We start from the raw sequence: 18,241 nt of genomic DNA, 5'->3' as shown, positions 1-18,241 counted from the left end.
CTCATACGACTGCGGGCCGGGGAGGGCCCAGTGGCCCTCCCCGGCCCGAGCCGGTTGCGAAAAGCGTCAGCGGACGTGGTCGACGTCGACGAGGTCGACGCGGACTCCGCGGCCGCCGATGGCACCCACGACGGTGCGCAGGGCGCGTGCGGTGCGGCCGTTGCGGCCGATCACCTTGCCGAGGTCGTCGGGGTGCACCCGGACCTCCAGGACGCGCCCGCGACGCAGGTTGCGCGAGGCGACCTGCACATCGTCGGGGTTGTCGACGATGCCCTTCACGAGGTGCTCAAGCGCCTCTTCGAGCATGCTGCTCAGGCCCCGGTCGACTCGGAGGACTCGGCGGCGGCCTCGTCCTTCTTCTCGGCCTTCTTCTTCTGGGTGATCGCCTCACCCTTGCCCTCGTCCTCGCCGCCGAGCGCCTCGAACGACGGACGCGTGGTCTTCGGCTCGGCGACGAGCAGCGGCGCCGGAGCGGGCTCGCCCTTGAACTTCTGCCAGTCGCCGGTCTTCTTCAGGATGGCGAGCACGGGCTCGGTCGGCTGCGCGCCGACACCGAGCCAGTACGCCACACGCTCGGCGTCCACCTCGATGACCGACGGGTGGTAGGTCGGGTGGTACTTGCCGATCTCCTCGATGGCCCGGCCGTCACGGCGGGTACGGGAGTCGGCGACGACGATGCGGTAGTGAGGCGAACGGATCTTGCCCAGACGCTTCAGCTTGATCTTGACTGCCACGGGAGTGGGTTCTCCTGGATTTGACGTGGTGGGGCACAACGAGATGCCGCGTGGGGTTGCGGTGCCCGAGTGGCCCGATGGACGCGTCAGCCGGAGGAGAGAGGGGTCCTGTGCGGCTGTCGAGTACAGCTAGCCATTGTGCCACACCCTGCGGGCCGCTCTCGGCCAGGCGGGAGTGCCCGCGGGCAGCCCGCAGCGGCACCCGGCGTGGGAGTGAGTCACGTCGGGTGCGCTGCCCGGTGCCCTGCGGTTGCCGACCGCGTCGGCCCGTGCCGCCCCCGGCACGGGCCGACGCGGTCGGCGAGGCCACTTCCGGCACCCACGAGATGCCGGTGTGCAGCGGCCGGTGGATTACGCCGCTCCCACGACCTCCGGGATCCGGAACGGCTTGCCGCAGCCGCCGCACACGATCGGCGCCTGCGCCAGCACCGACGGGACCACCCGGACGTTGCGCCCGCAGTCGCAGACGGCCTTGACGCGGACACCGCCCCCGGAGGACCCGTGACGTGCGGCAGGCCCGCGGAAGGTGCGGGAGGTGTCCGCCGAGGTGGCCGCCATGTGGGCCTTGAGGGCGCGCTGGAGCCGCTCCATGGTCGGGCGGTAGCGCCGCTTCGCCTCGGGGTTGAGCGTGACCAGCGAGAAACCGCTGCTGGGATGCGGTTCGTCGGGATGGTCCAGACCCAGCTCCTCGGCGATGGCGAGGAATCTCCGGTTGTGGTAGCGGCCGGCTCGGGAGGTGTCGCGTACGCCGCGGGCGGCGGCGATGCCATGGACTGCCTCATGGAGCAGTCGCTCGAAGGAGAGTTCGTGTCCGCACGCGGACGACGACTCTCCGATCAGGGACTCTGGCGCGGCAAGGTCCGGCAGCTCGGGGTGGTACCGCTGAATGTCGGCCCACGCCTGCGCCAGCTCTGCGGCGAGAACAGGTGGTGTCTGTGTCGTGCTCACGTAATGACAACGAGCCAGAGTGCCGCTGTGTTCCGATTCCGGGGCATCCCAAATAATTTGCACGTACCCGTCAGTTGCCGCTGATGCGTCCTGACGAGGGCGGGTGCGCTGATCTGCACAGAAGCGGAACAGCTCGTACCAAGCCGGTACGTAGTCCGACGTAGAACCCGGCGCGCGGACCGTGTCCGCGCGCCGGGGCGGCCGGCGTCGGCTGGTGCGCAAGAGACGTTTCGGTCGCTCTCGCGGCCGCGGTCTCAGTATGCGCGCGCGACGACCGCGACGTTACCGGGGGCGTCGTCCGCGTCCGGCACCGACCCGTCCGCGGCGACCAGACACCGTACGGTGACGGCGTGCTCGGCGAGCCTGGCCTCGCCCTCCTCGCCGAGATCGGCCCACGGGATGCGCGCCCAGCCGCCGGCGCCGACGGCCTCGACGGCCTCCTCGACGCTGGTCACGTCGCTGGTGCGGGACTCGCGGCGCTGCCTGGCCTGTCTCAGGAGCAGCGCCTGGTCCTCTTCGAGGATCTTCGGAAGCAGCCCGGCCAGCGCGTCCAGGGCGACCGGCGCCTTGCCACCGGGGATCCGGCGGGCCAGCATCGCCGTGCCGTTCTCCAGGTCACGCGGGCCGACCTCGATGCGGACCGGCACACCCTTCAGCTCCCAGTCGACGGCGCGCCGGCCGAACGGGGTGTCCGTGCGGTCGTCCACCCGGACCCGGATCCCGGCCGCCTTCAACCGGTCGCCGATCTCGCGGACCTCGGCCAGGACCGCCTCGTCGTCCTTGACCGCGAGCACGACGGCCTGGGTCTGCGCCAGGCGGGGCGGGACGCGCAGCCCGTCGTCGTCGCCGTGCATCATCACCAGGGCGCCGATCATGCGGGTGGTGGAGCCCCAGGAGGTCTGCCACACATACTCCTGCCGGCCGTCCTTCGACAGGTACTGGGTGTGGAAGACCTTGGCGAAGTTCTGGCCGAGTTCATGGCTGGTGCCCAGCTGCAGGGCCTTGCCGTCGCCCATCATGCCCTCCAGGGTGAGGGTGTTGATGGCGCCGGCGAACCGCTCACGTGCGGTCTTGCGGCCCGGCAGGACGTCCATGGCGAGGACGTTCTCCATGAAGTCGGCGTACACGTTCCGGTGGATGTGCGCCGCGTAGTCGCGCGCGTCCTCGTAGGTGGCGTGCGCGGTGTGGCCCTCCTGCCACAGGAACTCCGTCGTCCGCAGGAACACCCGCGGGCGCAGCTCCCAACGCACCACGTTCGCCCACTGGTTGATCAGCAGCGGCAGATCGCGGTAGCTCTGCACCCACTTGGCGAAGTAGTCGTTGACGATCGTCTCCGAGGTGGGCCGGACGACGACGGGCTCCTCCAGCTCCTTGCCGCCGCCGTGGGTGACGACGGCCAGCTCCGGCGCGAAACCCTCGACGTGCTCGACCTCCCGGGTCAGATACGACTGCGGGATGAACAGCGGGAAGTAGGCGTTGGCGGCACCGGCCTCCTTGATCCGGGCGTCCATCTCGGCCTGCATCCGCTCCCACAGCCCGTACCCGTACGGTCGGATCACCATGGTGCCGCGCACCGGACCGTTGTCGGCCAGCTCGGCCTTGTTGATCAGATCCTGGTACCAGCGGGGGAAGTCGACCGCCCGGGGTGTGAGAACGGGTGCCTTTGCCATGGCGCGATGGTACGGGTCCACGTTGCCGGGATGTGAATTCTCGCCACAGCCGCCCGGACACCGCACACCGGGCCCCACGACCCCTGGACGCCGTCGCGAGCCGGGAGTTACCTGGCATACGTGGAGAGTGCGAGCACGGCACGGGGGCCACGCAACGCGCACACCGGCAACCTTCGGCGGATTGGGGCGCTTATCCATGACACCTACGCTCGTGCGGCAGCACCCGTCCCCCGCGGGGCCCGCGCCCCGTACGGACCGGGGTGCACGCGCGCGTGACTGGTCCGAGATCCAGGAGCGGATGCTGGTCCCGCTCCACGAGTCCGTCTACGAACGTCTAGAAGTGGGCCCCGCCACCAGGCTGCTGGGCCTTCGCTGCGGTTCCGGGCTCGCCCTGCTGACGGCAGCGTCCCGAGGGGCCATGGTGACCGGCGTGGACGCCGGCCGTCCGGAACTGCTCGCCCTCGCCCGGCAACGTCTGCTGCCGGAGACCCACGAGACATCGCAGACGCCATGGCGTACCCGCGCGCGTGCGCGCGCCCGAATCGTCGACGGCGGGCCCGCGGACGCCGCCGACGCACAGACGCCCGCGTTCACCCTGGTGACCGCCTTCCAGCCGATCGGGTGCACGGCGGGCGACGCCGCGGAACTCGGCGACCTGCTCACCGACGCGGTGCCGCTCGCCGAGCGCGGGGCGGCCGTGGTGCTGACCGGCTGGGGCCCGCCGGAGCGCTGTGCCACCTCCACCGTGCTGCGGGTGGCCGCCAAGCTGGCCGATCCCCTGCGCGGCGCGGACAGTTGGCGACCGGCCCGGCGCGACGACCTGGAGGAGGCCGCCCAGCGGGCCGGCCTGCGGCCGGACGGTTCGGGGCGGGTGGCCTGCCCGTTCGGGTACGCGGACCTCGACAGCGCGGTACGCGGACTGCTGTCGACGGGGCTGTTCGACGCGGCGATCGCGGCCACCGACCAGGAGCAGGTGGACAAGGAACTCCGGGAGACGCTGCATCCCCATCGGCGGCAGGACGGGACGGTGTGGATGCCGAACGTCCTGCGCTATCTGATCGCCCGCGTTCCGTAGCCGCCCGGCCCGGGGCGGACAGCGGACGACGCACACGGCCGGCAGCACTTTGGCCGGAATCCCGCGGTGCCGGACGACCGGCTTCGCCGCCACGGTGACGTGGTGCCGGGTCGAGTCCCCCCGCAGCCGGTCAACGCCGAGGGCGTCCTTCCCGCCGAAGCGGGAGGGACGCCCTCACGGTCGTGGCGCGGCCTCAGCCCATGAACTTCTTGAACTCGTCCGGCAGTTCGAACTCCTGCCCGCCCTGCTGCGGCAGGCCGAAGGCGCCGCCCTGCTGGGCCGCGGCCTCCCGCCGCTGGGCCGCCTCCAGTTCCTGCTGCTTGCGCTTCATCGGATTGCCCGAGCGCTGCTTGCCCTTGGCCTTCTTCGGCTGCTTCTTGGTCCGGCCAGGGCCGCCGCCCATACCCGGGATCCCCGGCATGCCGGGCATGCCGCCACCCTGGGCCATCCGGGACATCATCTTGCGCGCCTCGAAGAACCGTTCGACAAGCCCCTTGACCGCGCTGACCTCGACACCGGAACCCTTGGCGATCCGAGCGCGGCGCGAGCCGTTGATGATCGTGGGGTCCTGGCGCTCCCCCGGGGTCATCGACTTGATGATCGCGGCGGTGCGGTCGACGTCCCGCTCGTCCAGGTTGTTGATCTGGTCCTTGATCTGCCCCATGCCGGGCAGCATCCCGAGCAGCTTGCTGATGCTGCCCATCTTCCTGACCTGCTCCATCTGGGCCAGGAAGTCGTCCAGGGTGAAGTCCTGGCCCTTCTTGGACGCCAGCTTGGAGGCCATCTTCTCGGCCTCTTCCTGGCTGAACGTCTTCTCCGCCTGCTCGATCAGGGTGAGCAGGTCACCCATGTCGAGGATGCGGGAGGCCATCCGGTCCGGGTGGAAGGCGTCGAAGTCCTCCAGCTTCTCCCCGTTCGACGCGAACATGATCGGCTTGCCGGTGATCTGCCGGATCGACAGGGCCGCACCGCCGCGGGCGTCGCCGTCGAGCTTGGAGAGCACCACGCCGTCGAAGCCGACGCCGTCACGGAAGGCCTCGGCGGTGTTGACGGCGTCCTGGCCGATCATCGCGTCGACGACGAAGAGGATCTCGTCGGGGCTGACGGCATCGCGGATGTCCGCGGCCTGCTGCATCATCTCCTGGTCGATGCCGAGGCGGCCGGCGGTGTCCACGATCACGATGTCGTGGACCTTGGACTTCGCGTGGTCGATGGAGTCCTTGGCGACCTTGACCGGGTCGCCGACGCCGTTGCCCGGCTCGGGCGCGTAGACCGCGACGCCGGCGCGCTCGGCGACGACACTGAGCTGGTTGACGGCGTTCGGGCGCTGGAGGTCGGCGGCGACGAGCAGCGGCGAGTGGCCCTGCTCCTGGAGCCAGCGGCCGAGCTTGCCCGCGAGGGTGGTCTTACCGGCGCCCTGGAGGCCGGCCAGCATGATCACGGTGGGCGGCTGCTTGGCGAAGCGCAGCCGGCGGGTCTCGCCGCCGAGGACGGTGACCAGCTCGTCGTTGACGATTTTCAGGACCTGTTGGGCGGGGTTCAGCGCCCGGGAGACGTCGGCGCCGAGGGCCCGCTCCTTGACGTTCTTGATGAACGTCCGCACGACGGGCAGTGCCACGTCCGCTTCGAGGAGCGCGATGCGGATCTCGCGCGCCGTGGCGTCGATGTCCGCCTCGGACAACCTGCCCTTGCCGCGGAGGTTTTTGAAAGTCGCGCTGAGGCGGTCGGAGAGGGTATCGAACACGGTGGCGTCGGTCCTCGGGGTCGGAGTCGGTCGGGGGCTGCCCTCCAGGGTATCCGGCCCTGCGAGCGAATCGGTCCCGCCCGCTGTGAAGAGCAGGCGAGACCGCAAACCCCGCAGATGCAGGGAGCATATGTTCCGTGCCTCCGAGAACCGCTCAACCAGCGGACCATCCCCACGTCAGTGGGGAGCCACGTCCGGTAAACGCACAGCCGCCCGCAAGGTCACGCGCGCAGCGTCTCCTCCAGTGCCCGGGCCGTCGATGCCGCGTCCTGAGCCGGCAGCGGCGTGCCCGCGTCCGTCGTGACGTAGAACGCGTCCACCGCGTTGGAGCCCAGCGTCGACACATGCATGCTGCGTACCCGCACCCCCGCCTTCTCCAGGGCCATCCCGATCCGGTACAGCAGCCCGGGCGCGTCCTGGGCCCGCACCTCGATCACCGTCGCGTGGTGGGAGGCCGCCGGGGCGACCGTCACCCGTGGCGGCGGGGCCACCCAGCCGCGGCGGCGCGGGTAGGCCGCGTCGCGTTCGGCGAGGCGGCCCGCGATGTCCAGGGTGCCGTCCAGCGCCCGCACCAGGTCGGCGCGCAGCCGCGCGGCCTGCGGCAGCGATCCGTACTCCGCCGCGACCCGCCAGTTCAGCAGCAGTACCGAGCCGTCGTCGACGTCGTCCGGCAGGCGCAGGGCCCGCAGCTCCGCCGTGCGGACCGTGAGGCGGTGGACGGCGAGGACGCCGGCCACCGCGGGCAGTACACCCGGCTGGTCGGGCACCGCGATGAGGAGTTCGACGCCCAGCGGCTCGGGCTCGCCGGCGGGCTCCTCCGTGACCGGTTCCGTCTGCGCGCGCAGCGCGAGCACCGGTCCTTCGGTGCGGAACGCCTCGATGGCGAGCCGTTCCTGTTCGGCGGTGGGCGCGGCGGGCTCGGGCTCCTCGGGTGCGTCCCCCGCGAGCACGGCGGCGACCCGTTTCACCAGGTCGGCGACCAGGGAGCCGCGCCAGGACGACCAGGCGGCCGGTCCGGTGGCCAGCGCGTCCGCCTCGGTCAGCGCGTGCAGCAGCTCCAGCGTGCCCTGGGTGCCGACCGCGTCGGCGACCGCGCGCACGGTGGCGGGGTCCTCCAGATCGCGCCGGGTGGCGGTCTCGATCAGCAGCAGGTGATTGCGTACGAGGGTGGAGAGCACGGCGGCCTCGGCGCGGTCGAAGCCGATGCGCGTGGCCACGTCCTTGGCGATGATCTCGCCGGCCACCGAGTGGTCGCCGGGCCAGCCCTTGCCGATGTCGTGCAGCAGGGCGGCGACCAGCAGGAGGTCGGGGCGGCCCACCCGGCGGGTCAGCTCGGAGGCGCGGACCGCCGTCTCGATCAGGTGCCGGTCCACGGTCCACACATGGACGGCGTTGCGCTGCGGGCGGCAGCGCACCCGCTCCCAGTCCGGCAGCAGCCATGTGACCAGGCCCTCGGCCTCCAGCGCCTCCCAGACGTCCACCGTCGGACGGCCCGAGCCGAGCAGGGTGACAAGCTGTTCGCGGGCCTCGGCGGGCCAGGGCGTGGGCAGCGGGCGGACGGTGGCCGCCATGCGCCGTACGGCGTGCAGGGAGAGCGGGAGGCCGGCCTGCGCGGCGGCGGCCGCGGCGCGCAGCGGAAGCACCGGGTCGCGTTCGGGGCGCGCGGCGCGGGCGAGCACCACCTCGCCGTCCTGCTCCACCACACCCTCGGCGAGCGGCGAGCGTTCGGTGACCGGCTTGCCGCCCAGCATGGCGCGCAGCCGCGGGCGCACGGCCCGCGAGCGCAGTACGCGCCCCACTTCGCGCCAGGTGACGTCACTGGCGTACGCGATGACGCGCGCCGCCTCGTACACCTGCCGCAGCAGTGTGTCGGCGTCCAGCAGGCCCAGGTCCGCCGCCACCTGGTCCTGCTCCTGGAGGGCGAGGCGGTCGGTGGCGCGGCCGGTGGCCAGGTGCAGCGCGTCCCGGACGTCGAGCAGCCGCCGCCGGGCGTCCGCCAGGCCCTCGCGGGGCGCGTCCGCGAGCCAGGACGCGGCGACGGCGCGCAGCGCGGTGGCGTCCCTGAGGCCGCCGCGGGCCTCCTTGAGGTCCGGTTCCAGGAGGTACTGCAGCTCCCCCTGGCGTGCGGCGCGCTCGGCGCACAGCTCCTGGAGTTCCGGCAGGCGTTTCGGCGCCTGGTTGCGCCAGTCGGCGAGCACGGCCGTGCGCAGTGCGGTGGTGAGTCCGAGATCGCCCGCGATGTGCCGGGCGTCGAGCAGCCCGAGCTGGACCTTGAGGTCGTCGCCTGCCGTCCTGCGGGCCTCCGACGGCGTACGCACGGAGTGGTCGAGGGCGAGGCCGAGGTCCCAGACCGGGTACCAGATGCGGTCGGCCAGGGCGGCGACCGCCTTGGTGTCGCCGCCGTCGTGCAGCAGCAGGAGGTCGAGGTCGCTGCGCGGGGACAGCTCGCCGCGGCCGTAGCCGCCGACGGCGACCAGGCAGACGCCCCTGAGGCCGTCGGCCGCCGCGCTGAACAGGCCGCTCAGCCAGTCGTCGGTCAGCTCGGCGAGGGCCGCACGGCGCGGCGGCCCGGACAGCGCCCCCTCGGTGAGGAGGCGCAGCCGGGCCGCCGCGTAGCCGCCGGGTCCCGAGTGCTCCGCGTCTTTCCGACCATCCGTACCCGTCACCCAGCGACTCCTGTCCTTCATCGTCGGACGGCCTTGCACCGGACGGCGCGTCCGTCAGAGGGCGTCCGGGCCGCGCTCGCCGGTGCGGACCCGGACGGCCGTCTCGACCGGCAGGGACCAGACCTTGCCGTCACCGATCTTGCCGGTGCGGGCCGCCTTGACGATGACGTCGATCAGCTGCTCGGCGTCGTCGTCCTCGGCCAGCACCTCGATACGGATCTTGGGTACCAGGTCGACGGTGTACTCGGCGCCCCGGTAGACCTCGGTGTGTCCCCGCTGCCGTCCGTAGCCGCTCGCCTCGGTGACCGTCAGACCGTGCACCCCGAAGGCCTGCAGGGCTTCCTTGATCTCGTCGAGCCGGTGGGGCTTGACGACGGCGGTGATGAGCTTCATGCGTCCACCTTCTTGCTCTGCGTGGCGGTCAGGGAGGGCGCGGCGGTGCCGACGACTCCGCCGCCGGCGCCGCTGAAGTCGTATGCGGTCTCGGCGTGCTCGGCCTGGTCGATGCCGGAGACCTCTTCATCCTCGGTGACCCGCATGCCGATGGTCCTGTCGAGGAGGAAGGCGAGGACAGCCGAGGCGATCAGGGAGTAGGCGAGGACGCCGAAGACGCCGGCGCACTGCTTCCAGAACTGGTCCAGGCCGCCGCCGTAGAACAGGCCCTTGACGTCGGACTGGCCCTTGCCGCTGGCGAAGAACCCGATGAGCAGGGAGCCGACGATACCGCCGACCATGTGGACGCCGACCACGTCGAGGGAGTCGTCGTAGCCGAACCGGTACTTCAGGCCCACGGCCATCGCGCACAGGACGCCGGCGATGGCGCCGACGGCGATCGCGCCGAGCGGGGAGACGGCGCCGCCGGACGGGGTGATCGCGACCAGTCCTGCGACCGCGCCGGAGGCGGCGCCCAGCGTGGTGAACGCGCCGTGCCTGATCTTCTCGTAGGCGAGCCAGGCCAGCATGGCGGCGGCGGTGGCGACCTGGGTGTTGACGAACATCAGCGCGCCGACGCCGTCCTCGTTGCCGAGCCAGGAGCCGGCGTTGAAGCCGAACCAGCCGAACCACAGCAGACCGGCGCCGAGCATGACCAGCGGGAGGCTGTGCGGGCGCATCGGGTCCTTCTTGAAGCCGACGCGCTTGCCGATGACGAGGATCACGCCGAGTGCCGCGGCACCCGCGTTGATGTGGACCGCCGTACCGCCGGCGAAGTCGATCACACCGAGGTCGAAGGCCCAGCCGCCGGAGCCCCACACCCAGTGCGCCACCGGGAAGTAGACGACCGTGGCCCACAGCACCAGGAAGACGGCCCACGCCGAGAACTTCACGCGGTCCGCGAGGGCGCCGCTTATCAGGGCGGGCGTGATGATCGCGAACATCAGCTGGAAGACCGCGAAGACGAAGACCGGGATGGTGTAGCCGTCCCAGAGGGCCAGCTTGTCGATCCCGCTGAAGCCGACGAAGTCGGAGGTCCAGCCGACGATGGAGCCCTTGTCGGCGCCGAAGGCCATGGAGAAGCCGTAGAGCACCCACAGGATGGTGACGATGCCCAGGCTGATGAAACTCATCATCAGCATGTTCAGGGTGCTCTTGACCCGGACCATGCCCCCGTAGAAGAAGGCCAGGCCCGGGGTCATGAGCATCACCAGGGCGGAACAGATGAGCATGAAGCCTGTGTCCGCGGCGGACAGCTTGGGTGCCTCCGCGGCAAGCGTGATGGCTGGTGCCATCGGCGTCTCCTCGTCGGTTGGTACGGCCCGTGCGGGCGAAGCCTGAGTGTGGTCCGGTCATGAGGGGTGGGCCGGTTATGCGCCCTGAGACTGGCGCAGCGCCGTTTCGGTCGAGGCCCCTCGTTGTTTCACCGGAGTGACGAAGACGCCGTGCGTGTTACGCGTCGATGAACTGCCGGATTCGGGCGGCGCCCGTCGTTATCGTGGCGCAACCTTCTGGGCGGGAAACGGACCGGCCGCGGGCGACCCTCCGATGACCTGGCGTGGGGGAGCCGAGTCGGGCTGTGCGGGAGGGCCGGCCGCGGCCGGGGTTCTGGGGGTTCAGACCGCTTCCGCGGTCTCCGGGAGGGTTCCGGCGAGCTGGTCGGTGAGGTCGATGACCTCGGCGAGGTCGCCGAAGTCGCGCACGGCCGTGTCGACGGTCTTCCGGATGCGTGTGTTCACCCGCTCGGAGCGCACCTTCTTGGCGACGCTCATCGCCTGTGCGGCGTACGCGGTGCCCTGCTCGGGCTCGCGGCGCAGCAGGTGCACGGTGGCCATGCCGATCAGGTTCAGTGCGTACGACCGCTGGTGCTCGTGGTCCGTGGCGAACAGCTCGACGGCCCGCTGCATCAGGGGCTCGGCCAGGGAGGCGTAGGCGGGGCTGCGGCCGGCCACGTAGGCGAGGTCGCGGTAGGAGTGGGAGTTCTCGCCGTACAGCTCGGCCTCGGAGAAGAAGCGGATCCAGTCGGGGTCCGGCTCGTCCCACTCGTCGGCCTCGGCGAAGGCGTCCTCGGCCATCCGGACCGCCCGCTTGCACTTGCCGGGCTGCCCCATGTTGGCGTAGGCGCGGGCCTCCATCGCATACAGCATGGACTGGGTGCGCGGGCTCGCGCAGTCCCGGCTGCCGTACTGGGCGAGGTGGATCAGTTCCAGGGCGTCGTCGGGCCGGCCGAGATGGATCATCTGCCGGCTCATGCTGGAGAGGATGTACGAGCCGAGGGGCTTGTCGCCCGCCTCCTTGGCGGCGTGCAGGGCGAGGACGAAGTACTTCTGCGCGGTGGGCTGGAGCCCGACGTCATAGCTCATCCAGCCGGCCAGTTCGGCGAGTTCGGCGGCGACCTTGAAGAGCTTCCTGGTGGTGGCCTCCGGCTGGGGCTCCTGGAGCAGGTCGGTCACCTCGTGCAGCTGGCCGACGACCGCCTTGCGGCGCAGGCCGCCGCCGCACTGGGCGTCCCACTGGCGGAACATCATCGCGGTGGAATCCAGCAGGTCCAGCTCGGGCTTGGACAGCCGGCCGGGGCGCCGGGACTCGGCGGGGGTCTCGGGTCCGGACCGCGGGGAGGGCGGCGAGGGGACGAGCCAGCGCTGCATCGGCTCGATCAGGGAGGGGCCCGCGGACACGGTCAGCGAGTTCCCGAGGAAGCCGCGCCGCGCCAGCATGAGGTCGCTGCGCGAGAACTCGCTGAGCAGGGCCACCGTCTGCGGGCCCGTCCAGGGCAGGTCGACGCCGGTCGCGGAGGGTGTGGGGCGGGCGGTGCGCAGGCCGAGGTCATCGACGGAGACGACGCAGCCGAACCGCTCGGAGAACAGCTCGGACAGGATCCTGGGGATCGGCTCGCGGGGGTTCTCGCCGTCGAGCCAGCGGCGCACCCGGGAGGTGTCCGTCGAGATGTGGTTGGCGCCCAACTGGCGGGCCCGGCGGTTGACTTGGCGGGCCAGCTCGCCCTTGGACCAGCCGCTGCGCACGAACCACGAGCCCAACAGCTCATTGGGGCGCCTGTCAGCGTTCGTCCCGCCACCGCCGTTGCCGCCCACTGGAACGCCCCCATTCCTGAGACCACTTGTCACCGCGTGCGCCAAGCCCTATCAGAATGCCGGTGGGCAAGGCCGCCCGTCCGGCGATTCTCACCCTTCGAACGGGATGCCGAGATGCCTCCGGCATACCCGAAGTTGCATGTGCCCCGGGCCTCGTGCACTCAAAGTAATCCTACGATCACCCGCCCAGCCATGGCGATCCCGGAAACGCCACCATTCGCCACCCCTTCGAATGAACTCACTGTCACCCAGGCACGATTCACTTGACACAGGACGGCCGAAAGTAGATGCAGCGGTGCACTTGGGGGCGCGTAGGCCCCCATGTACCACCGGGGACGCTTCATGGCGCCGCTCGGCTCCCGTGGGAAGCGGGGGTAGACGGAGCCATATGGTCACGTTCCGCTTCCGTCTCGTTCCACGTCGTAACCATCGGCGTGCCGGACCCGTTGGAGGGGGCATGGGCTTCACGATCGGCGGCATTCGCGAGATCCGCTCCGGTACGCGGCGGCGCGGCCGCTCGTCGGAGTGCACCACGGTCGCCGAGTTCACCGGGCTGTGGGGCTGGGACGTGGTGCCGGGCGCGCGGACCGTGGGGGGCACGTGTTCCTGCGGGCGGCCGGACTGCGGTGCGCCGGGCGCGCATCCCCTGGAGTTCGCGCCCCTGATCCCCGCCGGGGCCACGCTCGACGCAGTCACCAAGTCCTGGGGCGAGTTCCCCGGCGCCGCGGTGATGCTGCCGGTCGGCCGCGCGTTCGACGTGCTGGAGGTGGCCGAGCCCGCCGGGCGGCGGGCCCTGGCCCGCCTGGAGCGGATGGGTCTGCCCCTGGGACCGGTCGTCGCGACCCCTGACGGCCGCGCCCAGTTCCTGGTCGCCCCCGGCGCCGCCGCCGGGCTCCCCGCGCTCCTCTACCGCCTGGGCTGGGACGACCCGTCCGCGCTCGACCTGCGCGGCCTCGGCCCCGGCGAGTACATCACGGCACCGCCCTCCGACCGGGGCGGCCTGGGCCCGGCCCGCTGGCTCCGCCCGCCGGCCCTCGACACGGCGACCAGCCCCCCGGCGGCCCGCCTGCTCCTGGGCACCCTGGCCTACGTAGCCCACCGCTCCCGCCCCTGACCCCCGGGGGCCACCGCGCGGAGGCTTTCGGGGTTCCCGGACCGGCGTGCCGGACGGAACGAACGCCGACAAAAGGGGCGCCGCGGTCGGCCGGACACGCCCGTACGATTCGCCCCCGAACCCCGCGACCGGCCAAGTACCACCCGCACCCAACAACACACCGCACCACCCCAGGGGCGCGGGGAACTGCGCGACCAACCACGAACCACCCGCACCCGACAACACACCCACACCACCCCAGGGACGCGGGGAACTGCGCGACCGGCCAAATACCACCCGCACCCGGCAACGCGGCGGCAGCCCCCACCCCCGCCGCCGAAAACCCCCGCTCCGGGGTGGGGGCGGGGGCGGGCGCAGGTTGCCTTGTGGGGGTGTCGCGGGTGAGGGTCACTCTCCGATCAGGGCGTCGACGAACGCCTCCGGCTCGAACGGCGCCAGGTCGTCCGCGCCCTCGCCGAGCCCGACGAGCTTGACCGGGACGCCCAGCTCGCGCTGGACGGCGACCACGATGCCACCCTTGGCCGTGCCGTCGAGCTTGGTCAGCACGATGCCGGTGATGTCGACGACCTCGGCGAAGACCCGGGCCTGTACCAGCCCGTTCTGCCCTGTGGTGGCGTCGAGGACGAGCAGCACCTCGTCGAGCGGGGCGTGCTTCTCGACGACGCGCTTGACCTTCCCCAGCTCGTCCATGAGCCCGGTCTTGGTGTGAAGCCGCCCGGCGGTGTCGATGAGCACCACGTCGACGCCCATCTCCTTGCCCTCCTTCACCGCGTCGAACGCGACGGAGGCCGGGTCCCCGCCCTCCGGCCCGCGCACGGTGTAGGCGCCGACCCGCTCGCCCCAGGTCTGCAACTGGTCGGCGGCGGCGGCCCGGAAGGTGTCGGCGGCGCCGAGGACGACCGTGCGCCCGTCGGCGACCAGGACGCGGCCCAGCTTGCCGGTGGTGGTGGTCTTGCCGGTGCCGTTGACGCCGACAACCATGACGATCCCCGGCTTGCGGCCCTCCGGCTCGGTCTTCACCGTACGGTCCACATCGGTGCCGACCAGCTTGAGCAGTTCCCCGCGCAGCAGCCCGCGCAGTTCCTCGGGGGTCCGGGTGCCGAGCACCTTCACGCGCTCGCGCAGGCCCTCGACCAGTTCCTGGGTGGGCTGCACACCGACGTCGGCGGTCAGCAGGGTGTCCTCGATCTCCTCCCACGTCTCCTCGTCCAGGTGCTCGCGCGACAGCAGCGTGAGCAGCCCCTTGCCGAGGGCGTTCTGCGAGCGGGACAGGCGGGCGCGCAGCCGCACCAGGCGGCCGGCGGTGGGCTCCGGGACCTCGATCTCGGGCGCCGGCAGTTCTTCGACGGCCGGCGGTTCCGCGACGGCGGTCGGGGCCGAGCCGCCCGGGAGGTCCACCTCCTCGATCGTGCGGCGCGACTCGTCGTGCGGCGTCTCGGCCTCGTCGCCGACGTGCGGTTCGGCCGGTGGGGCGGTGATGTCGGGCGCGGCGGGCGGGGGCGGGGGCAGCGACCTGCGGCGCCGGCTGCCGATGACGAGCCCGCCGATCGCGCCGAGCACGACCACGGCGATGACTACAGCAAGGATGACGGTTTCCATAACCCGACCAGTATCAGCCATGGGTCCCGGCCGGACCCAGCTTGTGCGTTCCTCCAGGCGGCAAAGGTCGCTTAGGGAAGTTTGCCGACTTACGCACCATGGTGTCCCATGGGCACCACCGGCGGCCACGATGGCGCCTCGGTCCCGCTGCCGACCATGGGCGCGGGCCTGACCGTGCCGAGCACCCCGGCCAGGCCGAAGGAGACGAGCGGCGCCACGCTGCGATGATCGCGACCTGGCCCTGCTCGACATGGCGCGAACCGGGCGAGCTCGGCCGAGAAGTCCACAGCTCTGGCTGTCTGACGCATCGTCAGCTAACGTCCCCGCGACCGCACCAACCCACCCGGTGACAGGGGGACCTGCCATGCCCGCAACGGTCGTCCGTTTCAACCTCGTCGAACCCGGCGCCACCCCCGCCGCGCTCGCCGCCCGCTACCGGGCCGCCCTGGAGATGGCCGGCTACGCCGACGAGCAGGGCATCACCACCATCCAGACCGAGGAGCACCACGGCGTCGCCGACAACTGGATGCCGTCGCCGTTCGTGTTCGCGGGCGCGGTGTTCGGGGCGACACGGCAGATCGCGGTCACGGTGTCCGCGGTCATCGGCCCGCTGCACGACCCGCTGCGGCTGGCGGAGGACATCGCCGTGCTCGACCTGCTGAGCGGCGGCCGGCTGGTCACCGTCGCCGGGATCGGGTACCGGCCCGAGGAGTACGCCCGCAGCGGCGTGGACTGGAAGCGGCGCGGCCGGCTCCAGGACGAACTGCTGGAGACCCTGCTGAAGGCGTGGACCGGCGAGGAGTTCGAGTACCGGGGCCGGACGGTCCGGGTCACCCCGCGTCCGTGCACCGAGCCGCACCCGCTGCTCCTGGTCGGCGGCTCCTCCCGGGCCGCGGCCCGCCGCGCGGCCCGGCTCGGCCTGCCGTTCTTCCCCAGCGCGCACCTGCCGGAGCTGGAGGCGTACTACAAGGAACGGCTGGTCGAGTACGGCACGCAGGGCTGGACGATGATGCCCGCCGCCGAGACCCCGCTGCTGCACATCGCCGAGGACCCGGACCGGGCGTGGGCCGAGTACGGCCGGTACTTCCTGCACGAGGCCCGCACGTACGCGTCCTGGCAGTCCGGGGACATCCGCTCGGCGGTGCGCTCGGCGGCCACGACGGTGGACGAGCTGCGCGCGGAGGGCGTGTACCGGATCCTCACCCCCGAGGAATGCGTGGCGCAGGACCTGGACAACCTGGTCCTGCACCCCCTGGCGGGCGGAATGCCCCTGGACGAGTCCTGGCGCAGCCTCCGCCTCTTCACCACCCAGGTACTCCCGTCCCTCAAGAACTGACCCATTGGCAACACGCCGCTCCACGGGCGCCCCATAGGGGCGCGGGGCTGTATCAACATGCGGCTCCGCCGCGCGGGCGCGACCAGCCACAACGAACCCGCAGCAGACCGACGACCCATGGCGCCCAGCCCGCGCCCACCCACAAGGAAACCGCACACCGACGCCGGCCCGTCTCGGCTGGACCGGCGGAGCCCTCCGCCCAACCGGCGGAGCCGCTAGCCCATCTCCTCCAGCGCCTTGCCCTTCGTCTCCTTGACGAACTTCAGGACGAACGGGATGGAGAGCGCGGCGAACACCGTGTAGATCACGTAGGTCGCGGACAGATTCCAGTCGGCCAGCGAAGGGAAGCTCGCGGTGATGGCCCAGTTGGCGATCCACTGCGCGGAGGCGGCCACGCCGAGCGCGGCGGCACGGATCCGGTTCGGGAACATCTCACCGAGGAAGACCCAGACGACCACGCCCCAGGAGAGCGCGAAGAAGAGGACGAAGACGTGGGCGGCGATCAGGGCGACCCAGCCCTGCGTGGCCGGCAGCTTCCCGTCGACCAGGTGGTGGGAGAAGGCCCATGCCTCCAGCGCGAGGCCGACGACCATGCCGACCGAGCCGATGAGCGCGAGCGGCTTGCGGCCGATGCGGTCCACGAAGATCATCGCGATGACGGTGCCGACGATGTTGATGATCGACGTGGTGAAGGAGTACAGGAACGAGTCCGTCGGGTCGACGCCGACCGACTGCCACAGCGTCGAGGAGTAGTAGAACGCGACGTTGATGCCCACGAACTGCTGGAACACCGACAGGCCGATGCCGATCCAGACGATCGGCTTGAAGAAGAAGGAGCCGCCGAGCAGGTCCTTGAAGCTGGACCGGTGCTCGCTCCGCATGGCGTGCTCGATCTCGGCGACCCGGGCGTCGAGATCGACTCCCTTGCCCTCGACCTCGGCAAGGATCTCGCGGGCCCGCTCGCGCCTGCCGACGGAGAGCAGGAAGCGGGGCGACTCGGGGATGGCGAAGGAGAGCAGTCCGTACAGGACGGCCGGGATGACCATGACGCCGAGCATGACCTGCCAGGCTTCCAGACCCATCAGCTTGCCGCGCTGGTCGCCGCCGGCTGCGTTCAGCAGGCCCCAGTTGACCAGCTGCGAGACGGCGATGCCCACCACGATCGCGGCCTGCTGGAAGGAGCCGAGCCGGCCGCGGTAGGCCGGCGGGGCGACCTCGGCGATGTAGGCGGGGCCGATGACCGAGGCCATGCCGATGGCGAAGCCGCCGACGATCCGCCACAAGGCGAGGTCCCAGAGCGCGAAGGGCAGCGCGGAGCCGACGGCGCTGATCGTGAAGAGGAGCGCGGCGATCTGCATGCAGCGGATGCGGCCGATGCGGTCCGCTATCCGGCCGGCGGTCGCGGCGCCGATGGCGCAGCCGATCAGGGCGATGGCGATGACCTGGGCGAGGGCCGCGGAGCCGATGTCGTAGCGGCTGCGGATGGCCTCCACGGCGCCGTTGATCACGGAGCTGTCGTATCCGAAGAGGAAGCCGCCCATCGCGGCCGCCGCCGCGATGAAGACGACGTGCCCGAGGTGGTCGGGGTGGGCCGTTCCGGCCCCTGACTGGGGTGCCTGCGCTGTGCTGGTCACGTTGATACTCCTCGGGCCGCCGGCAACGCCGCCGGGGTGGGGTGAGCCCTTCAGGTACCAGTGGCACACAAGATCAAACCGCTCACACCTGAAGACAAAAACAACGTTGCAGAGACTATGCCTTCAAGTTTCGAAGTCAATAGCCGATCATTGTGACCTTGGAGATAGGCGTCCCCCCGATCCAAGTCCACTTCTTG

Annotated in this window: 14 protein-coding genes; 3 read left to right on the top strand and 11 right to left on the bottom strand. The window is 71.4% G+C overall.

Going from position 1 to position 18,241, the window contains the following annotated elements; all coding sequences use genetic code 11:
- Positions 1 to 66: 66 nt before the first annotated feature.
- The 4 genes from ACIRFL_RS13545 to proS all read right to left on the bottom strand — a co-directional run bounded on the left by ACIRFL_RS13545 (position 67) and on the right by proS (position 3,352).
- Complete coding sequence (locus tag ACIRFL_RS13545) at positions 67 to 306, bottom strand: RNA-binding protein (protein ID WP_003973401.1); 240 nt, start codon at positions 304 to 306, stop codon at positions 67 to 69.
- A gap of 5 nt (positions 307 to 311) precedes the next feature.
- Complete coding sequence (gene rpsP, locus ACIRFL_RS13540; protein WP_404027504.1) at positions 312 to 734, bottom strand: 30S ribosomal protein S16; 423 nt, start codon at positions 732 to 734, stop codon at positions 312 to 314.
- A 351-nt stretch (positions 735 to 1,085) separates the two neighbouring features.
- Complete coding sequence (locus tag ACIRFL_RS13535; protein ID WP_388712432.1) at positions 1,086 to 1,682, bottom strand: hypothetical protein; 597 nt, start codon at positions 1,680 to 1,682, stop codon at positions 1,086 to 1,088.
- A gap of 254 nt (positions 1,683 to 1,936) precedes the next feature.
- Positions 1,937 to 3,352: a proline--tRNA ligase gene (gene proS / locus ACIRFL_RS13530; protein WP_404027502.1), complete on the bottom strand. Its 1,416-nt coding sequence runs from the start codon at positions 3,350 to 3,352 to the stop codon at positions 1,937 to 1,939.
- A 196-nt stretch (positions 3,353 to 3,548) separates the two neighbouring features.
- On the opposite strand from proS, the gene ACIRFL_RS13525 reads away from it, so the two are divergent.
- The gene (locus ACIRFL_RS13525; RefSeq protein WP_404027500.1) at positions 3,549 to 4,427 is read left to right on the top strand and encodes an SAM-dependent methyltransferase; all 879 of its coding nucleotides are present in this window, start codon (positions 3,549 to 3,551) and stop codon (positions 4,425 to 4,427) included.
- Positions 4,428 to 4,620: 193 nt separating this feature from the next.
- Here the strand turns inward: ACIRFL_RS13525 and ffh are convergent, their stop codons facing one another.
- The 5 genes from ffh to ACIRFL_RS13500 form a co-directional block, all read right to left on the bottom strand.
- Positions 4,621 to 6,171, bottom strand: coding sequence for a signal recognition particle protein (gene ffh, locus ACIRFL_RS13520; protein WP_404027498.1), 1,551 nt, complete (start codon positions 6,169 to 6,171; stop codon positions 4,621 to 4,623).
- Positions 6,172 to 6,392: 221 nt separating this feature from the next.
- Positions 6,393 to 8,837, bottom strand: a complete 2,445-nt coding sequence (locus tag ACIRFL_RS13515; protein ID WP_404027495.1) for a [protein-PII] uridylyltransferase — start codon at positions 8,835 to 8,837, stop codon at positions 6,393 to 6,395.
- Positions 8,838 to 8,891: 54 nt separating this feature from the next.
- Positions 8,892 to 9,230 (bottom strand): P-II family nitrogen regulator, encoded by a 339-nt coding sequence (locus tag ACIRFL_RS13510; protein ID WP_003997576.1) that lies wholly within the window; start codon positions 9,228 to 9,230, stop codon positions 8,892 to 8,894.
- Positions 9,227 to 10,564, bottom strand: a complete 1,338-nt coding sequence (locus tag ACIRFL_RS13505; protein ID WP_404027492.1) for an ammonium transporter — start codon at positions 10,562 to 10,564, stop codon at positions 9,227 to 9,229. Before ACIRFL_RS13505 ends, ACIRFL_RS13510 begins: the two co-directional genes overlap by 4 nt.
- Positions 10,565 to 10,885: 321 nt before the next feature.
- On the bottom strand, positions 10,886 to 12,361 hold the full coding sequence (locus ACIRFL_RS13500; RefSeq protein ID WP_404027491.1) for a hypothetical protein: 1,476 nt from the start codon (positions 12,359 to 12,361) through the stop codon (positions 10,886 to 10,888).
- 457 nt (positions 12,362 to 12,818) lie between these two features.
- On the opposite strand from ACIRFL_RS13500, the gene ACIRFL_RS13495 reads away from it, so the two are divergent.
- Positions 12,819 to 13,475, top strand: a complete 657-nt coding sequence (locus tag ACIRFL_RS13495) for a bifunctional DNA primase/polymerase (RefSeq protein WP_404027489.1) — start codon at positions 12,819 to 12,821, stop codon at positions 13,473 to 13,475.
- A 387-nt stretch (positions 13,476 to 13,862) separates the two neighbouring features.
- Here ACIRFL_RS13495 and ftsY read toward each other — a convergent pair whose 3' ends face one another.
- Positions 13,863 to 15,074 (bottom strand): signal recognition particle-docking protein FtsY, encoded by a 1,212-nt coding sequence (ftsY, locus tag ACIRFL_RS13490; RefSeq protein WP_404027486.1) that lies wholly within the window; start codon positions 15,072 to 15,074, stop codon positions 13,863 to 13,865.
- 364 nt (positions 15,075 to 15,438) lie between these two features.
- On the opposite strand from ftsY, the gene ACIRFL_RS13485 reads away from it, so the two are divergent.
- Complete coding sequence (locus ACIRFL_RS13485; protein WP_404027484.1) at positions 15,439 to 16,410, top strand: LLM class flavin-dependent oxidoreductase; 972 nt, start codon at positions 15,439 to 15,441, stop codon at positions 16,408 to 16,410.
- Between the two features lie 215 nt (positions 16,411 to 16,625).
- Here the strand turns inward: ACIRFL_RS13485 and ACIRFL_RS13480 are convergent, their stop codons facing one another.
- On the bottom strand, positions 16,626 to 18,044 hold the full coding sequence (locus ACIRFL_RS13480; RefSeq protein ID WP_404027481.1) for a sugar porter family MFS transporter: 1,419 nt from the start codon (positions 18,042 to 18,044) through the stop codon (positions 16,626 to 16,628).
- Between the last annotated feature and the right edge of the window lie 197 nt (positions 18,045 to 18,241).

The sequence above is a fragment of the Streptomyces sp. NPDC102462 genome (assembly GCF_044765425.1).
Lineage (GTDB): Bacteria > Actinomycetota > Actinomycetes > Streptomycetales > Streptomycetaceae > Streptomyces.
Note: the sequence above shows the minus strand (reverse complement) of the source record. Positions and strands in the feature narration are given on the sequence as shown.